Source organism: Bacillus sp. 22190 (assembly GCF_052045575.1).
Taxonomy (GTDB): domain Bacteria; phylum Bacillota; class Bacilli; order Bacillales; family Bacillaceae; genus Bacillus; species Bacillus altitudinis.
In genome coordinates this window covers 1-4,719 of sequence record NZ_JBQEPF010000031.1, presented here as the reverse complement: position 1 = coordinate 4,719, position 4,719 = coordinate 1, and the positions used below count along the sequence as shown (strand labels likewise).

Annotated in this window: 4 protein-coding genes; 3 read left to right on the top strand and 1 reads right to left on the bottom strand. The window is 34.7% G+C overall.

All coding sequences use genetic code 11. The features are described 5' to 3' along the window. Positions 1-1,057 precede the first annotated feature (1,057 nt). On the top strand, positions 1,058-1,531 hold the full coding sequence (locus tag ACTJKA_RS19700) for a DUF3967 domain-containing protein (RefSeq protein ID WP_440607916.1): 474 nt from the start codon (positions 1,058-1,060) through the stop codon (positions 1,529-1,531). Between the two features lie 247 nt (positions 1,532-1,778). Here ACTJKA_RS19700 and ACTJKA_RS19695 read toward each other — a convergent pair whose 3' ends face one another. Next, entirely contained in the window at positions 1,779-2,489 is a 711-nt protein-coding gene (locus ACTJKA_RS19695; protein WP_336750597.1) for a hypothetical protein, read from the bottom strand. Between the two features lie 567 nt (positions 2,490-3,056). On the opposite strand from ACTJKA_RS19695, the gene ACTJKA_RS19690 reads away from it, so the two are divergent. Together ACTJKA_RS19690 and ACTJKA_RS19685 are read left to right on the top strand one after the other, a co-directional pair. Further along, entirely contained in the window at positions 3,057-3,362 is a 306-nt protein-coding gene (locus tag ACTJKA_RS19690) for a hypothetical protein (RefSeq protein ID WP_034284315.1), read from the top strand. A gap of 718 nt (positions 3,363-4,080) precedes the next feature. Further along, on the top strand, positions 4,081-4,719 hold a 639-nt coding region (locus ACTJKA_RS19685), incomplete at its 3' end, for a hypothetical protein (RefSeq protein WP_440607915.1).

The following is a 4,719-nucleotide window of genomic DNA, read 5'->3' as shown; positions in this document are numbered from 1 at the left end:
CTGAACGCTCTCAACGGCATTTTTAAAATGCACGACATGTTTTTTTATACGTTTTATTTTCATCTTGCGTACTACCCCCCTGTTAGCATAGGGGGTTCCCGTTTGGCTCTCGGTGCTCCGCTTTTCGTTGCCACTCAAGCGACTACCGCCGCCTTTTAGCTTCGCACCTTCGCCAAACAATCAGATGAATAAATCACTCTCTTATTCTACCATCTCCACCAAAGTTTTTCATCAATTTCCCAACGGTACAATGCCCTGGCATTCTGCTTTGAACGGAGAGAAAATACACGTGCAACTTTTAGGTGCATAAGTGGGCACTGGTTCCCTAGTGACTCTTTTCGGGCTCTGCCCAAACCCGCCAACGCTAGCACGTTGGATGGCAAATATTCAAACCCCCTACCCCCGATCTTCGGGGGATGCCCCTTCGGCAGGCGCAAACAAACGGGGTTTGTTTGATAAACAGGCTTTTGGGTGTCGTGAATGAGTCAACTCCTTAATGCTCACTTCGTTCCGCTTACCGTTGACTCATGCCATATGTTTTTCACTCCATTTTTTTAAACAGTAACGCTCCTTTTGAGTGCACACTTTTCCGAAACAACACAAAACAAACACGAAACTTAATTCACCATTATTGACCCCTTGTTACGACTGATTTTTTTGCAAAACGCTCCCTTTCTTTGTGTGCAGGTGCGCTCCTTTTCAAACACAAAACGTTACTCAATTCTTCTCACTTTTCCTTTTTATGGTGTGGCAGTTTTTCCGTTTCTGCCACATCACCACATTTTTCTCCTGAAAAAAGGTGTGTCAGAATTTCATTTTTAGGCACATTCCTTTCAAAAATCGCAACCGCCACGAAACAAATCACACTGGGATTTCAAACATAAAGTGGTTGCAGTTTTCCCTTATGCTCTTTTCACCTTTTCCGAAATGTCTCCAGCGACACTTATCAAAATTTTTCTCTTTCAACCCGCTACGCAAAACAAAAACATTTTGCCTTTTGATCTAGAAGGGCGTAGCGTATACCGTAGCGAATGAATCATAAAGAGGTGAACCCGCTATGAAACCCGAAACCTACCTTTCTTCACAAGACATTGCAAATAAGCTCAATGTCTCCAGCGTCACGATACGCAAATACGCCGCCATGCTTGAGAAAAACGGCTATAATTTCGCCAGAGACACTAAGGGATGGCGTCAGTATAATGAGTCCGATTTATCCGCTATGGAGTATATATACACACACTCTAAATTGAGTGGTAAATCACTAGAAGAAGTAGCCAAACTTGTAGCGACCTTGTATCGGTCAAACTTGTCCATATCGGATACCGCTACACCGCTACAAGATGTCAATGTCGCCGATCTCATTCAGAGACAAGAGGAATTCAATCGTACCATCCTAAAACGACTCGAACAATTTGAAGAACAACAAAAAAAACGAGATGAAAATCTCATGCTCGCTTTGAAAGAATCCATTGAAGCAAAAAAAATGATTGCTGCTGCTCAACAAAAAAAGTGGTGGCAATTTTGGAAATAGGACCACCCATGACAGCAGCTGTCGACTTCTTCCGTTTATACGCACGCAATAATCATAAAAATACAAAAAAAGCAGGCTCTATTAGCCTGCTTTTTGATCAAAGAATAATACTTTAAATATTTAAAAATGAAGCAAAACCTATAATCATACCTAAAGCAAATAACCCCAAAATAGAATAAATAGTCACTTTCCAACCTTTTGTTAAAGCCATAAGAATCACCTCTAATCAAATTTAATCTTATTATAACTATTCTTTCCAATAATTTGTATAAGTTCTTTTTCCATTTTTATTTCCTACAGTCTTAACAGTAAGAGTACCTAAACCAACGGACAAATCCTTTAAAGGTCCAATATTATAATAAAAGTTACCAGTTACAGCTGCCTTATTATCCGAGGTAACCCAAGCATTTTTCCCATGAGTATTTAATCCTGTTCGAACAACTGGATTATAGTTACTAACAACATAAGCAGAGGAAGACTTAATCTTTTTAACTTTTCCACCCTTTACATTATAAGTGACAGAAACTTTATACTTAGAAATATCTGCTCCAAAAATTCCTACTCCTACAGTATAAGAAACAGTATAATCTTTTGAAGATGCTGAAGCTTTTGCCTTTAATGATGATTTTAACAAACTATCTTTATTAGTGTCCTCTTCAAGAACTGTTTGCTCAGAGAGAGACACATTAAACAAGGATTTAACAAATAATTCCTGATCATCTCGAGACAACTCTCTAAACTCTTTTAATTGTTTTTTCGCATTCAAAACTGCAGATTGTAAATATTCAGTTGAAACACCTGCATTAATAGCATCAGACTGATCATAATTAGCCAAATACTTTTCATAATCCTCTACCGTATAACCTTTAGAAGAAACATCTTTTGCAAAAGTATAATTAGGTAATGATAAACTCAAAACAACAACAAATGCAAAAACAAATAAACAAATCTTTTTCAATTCAATTCACATCCTAGTAATTTTATACCAATACAATATAATCATATAATGGATTTATCAACATTTAAAGGAAATTTTAAGAATAAATTAAACTTAATAGATAATAAAATAGAACATTATACCTCTTTCGAAACAATAAAAAAGTTGCACAAATTCAACACAAAAAAGTGGCAACGATTTTGGAAATACATAACAACGGCGCATTTATACACACACCTGTGTAAGTGCTAAAATCTCTCGATTTCCGTCAAGCCTAAACAGAAAAAGCCGACTCAATAGCCGGCTTTTTCTGTTTCTGAAATTGCACATGCAATGAGCATCAAAGTACAAAAAATAAATGCCCCTAAATCCATCACATGAATTTCAATGGTCATCACGTTCACCTCCACAGTTAACGGATTTTACCACAGAAATTTTCATCAAAACGAAGCTCCAAAAAATAAAAAAAATGATTGCGGACAACGCAACCAAAAAAACAATATTCTTAAATCTACCTTAAATCCATTGATACACTCATTCTAATTAGATAATCTCAATATTGTAATTTAATACAAAAGGAGGATTTATATGAATAAAATGTCAAAAATTATAGTAATGCTTATTGTTATTACACTAATAGGAACACCAATAACAGTAAACGCACAGTCACTTACAACTGATTACAACATCGAACAAACACAAAATAATAATCCAGACGAAGAGATAACAAGCGAGAAAATACCACCAGTAGTAATTGCTCTAGCAATTCGAGCACTGTTAGCAGCAGGAAGAACTGAATTAGTTAGATATTTGCAGCAAGAAGGAATTAAAGCATACTGTTCTAAATATAAGAAAAGTGGTCCAAAAGTAGTTTCAGATTTATTATGCAAATAAAGATAAGGGGATTGTGATAATCCCCTTATCTTTAAATTAATAAGACTTAAATTGGCTTTTCAATTTACTTTTATACCGTTCTAACCTTTTATTTTTTTTAAAAGTAAGAAGAGAGCAAATAGTAACTAGGATGAGTAAAATCTCATGATCTTCTCCCCTATTGTCAAAAATACTTCTCATAAGTATCCCCTTTCGAATAAAGACTATTCATTAACAATACTTTGTTTAATAACCTTATTGCAAATATTAGCTAATTATGTAATTTTTAAGGATTCGCACCAATACCCCATGACCTCCAAACATTTCATTGACCACCAAATATTCCTCAAAACGAAGCACTGAAAAATAAAAAAATGATTGCGGACACCGCAACCAAAAAAGAAATTTTTCATAAGTACCCACAACAAAATCAATCAGTGATAGGATGAAAATATATCCATAATAGGAGTTGATATTATAAGAGATTCCAAACAATAATTTAAAAAGAAAGTCATTTACACTCATTTGAAGAAATAATTGTATAGAACTGTTCCACCTATAACCAATAAAATCAGTATAATCATAAAACCTGGTTTACCAAAAAAAAGTCTATCAAATTCATTATTATCATTTCTCATAATCACAACTCCGTCCTTAGTTTTTTGAATGTTCTGCTTTTAAAAAATAATCCCATTAATGTAAATATAACAGAAATGTTTAATTAGAAAGGATGTTTTCTATGAAGAAAATTATCAGCTTACTTGTCATTAGTATCATTTTTCTAACCGGTTTTAATTCTGTATCTCTAGCTCAATCTAGCGAAACAAAATCCGTATTCAATCGAGAAAAAAGTATTGAGGAATCCTATGAAGATGCAATTAATGGCATCTCAGACCTTCAAGAAAATTCAATTGGATTAAGCTCAGTTAACATCAACTCTAAAACAAATGACACTTCATCTAGTGTAAAGCAATATAGCACCACACAAATCCTATCTGAAACTGTTAAAGAAGACAGCGTTGAACAAAAAATAGCTGTTACAGTTTTCAATAATGTTGCTCTTAAACAGCAAAGTAACGATAACATACGCACCATGGATGATAAAGGAAGAAGCGAGTGGGATTCCAGTCTAGGAGTACGCGCCCACAGTAGAATTTATTATACTATTTCAAAAAAGGACAATGTACGTTATGCAAAATTAAACAAAATAACAGGTGGATGGAAAATTGATGATAGTTCAATCAAATTATCCAAAAGAACAGTAAGATATGGTTCAAGTGGTTGGCCAAGTGGAACACAAAAAGCAACAAAAAACCCATCTGGCAACTCTTACAGTTACAACGCTCCATCATCATGGAAAAAAACAGCTATTGAAGGA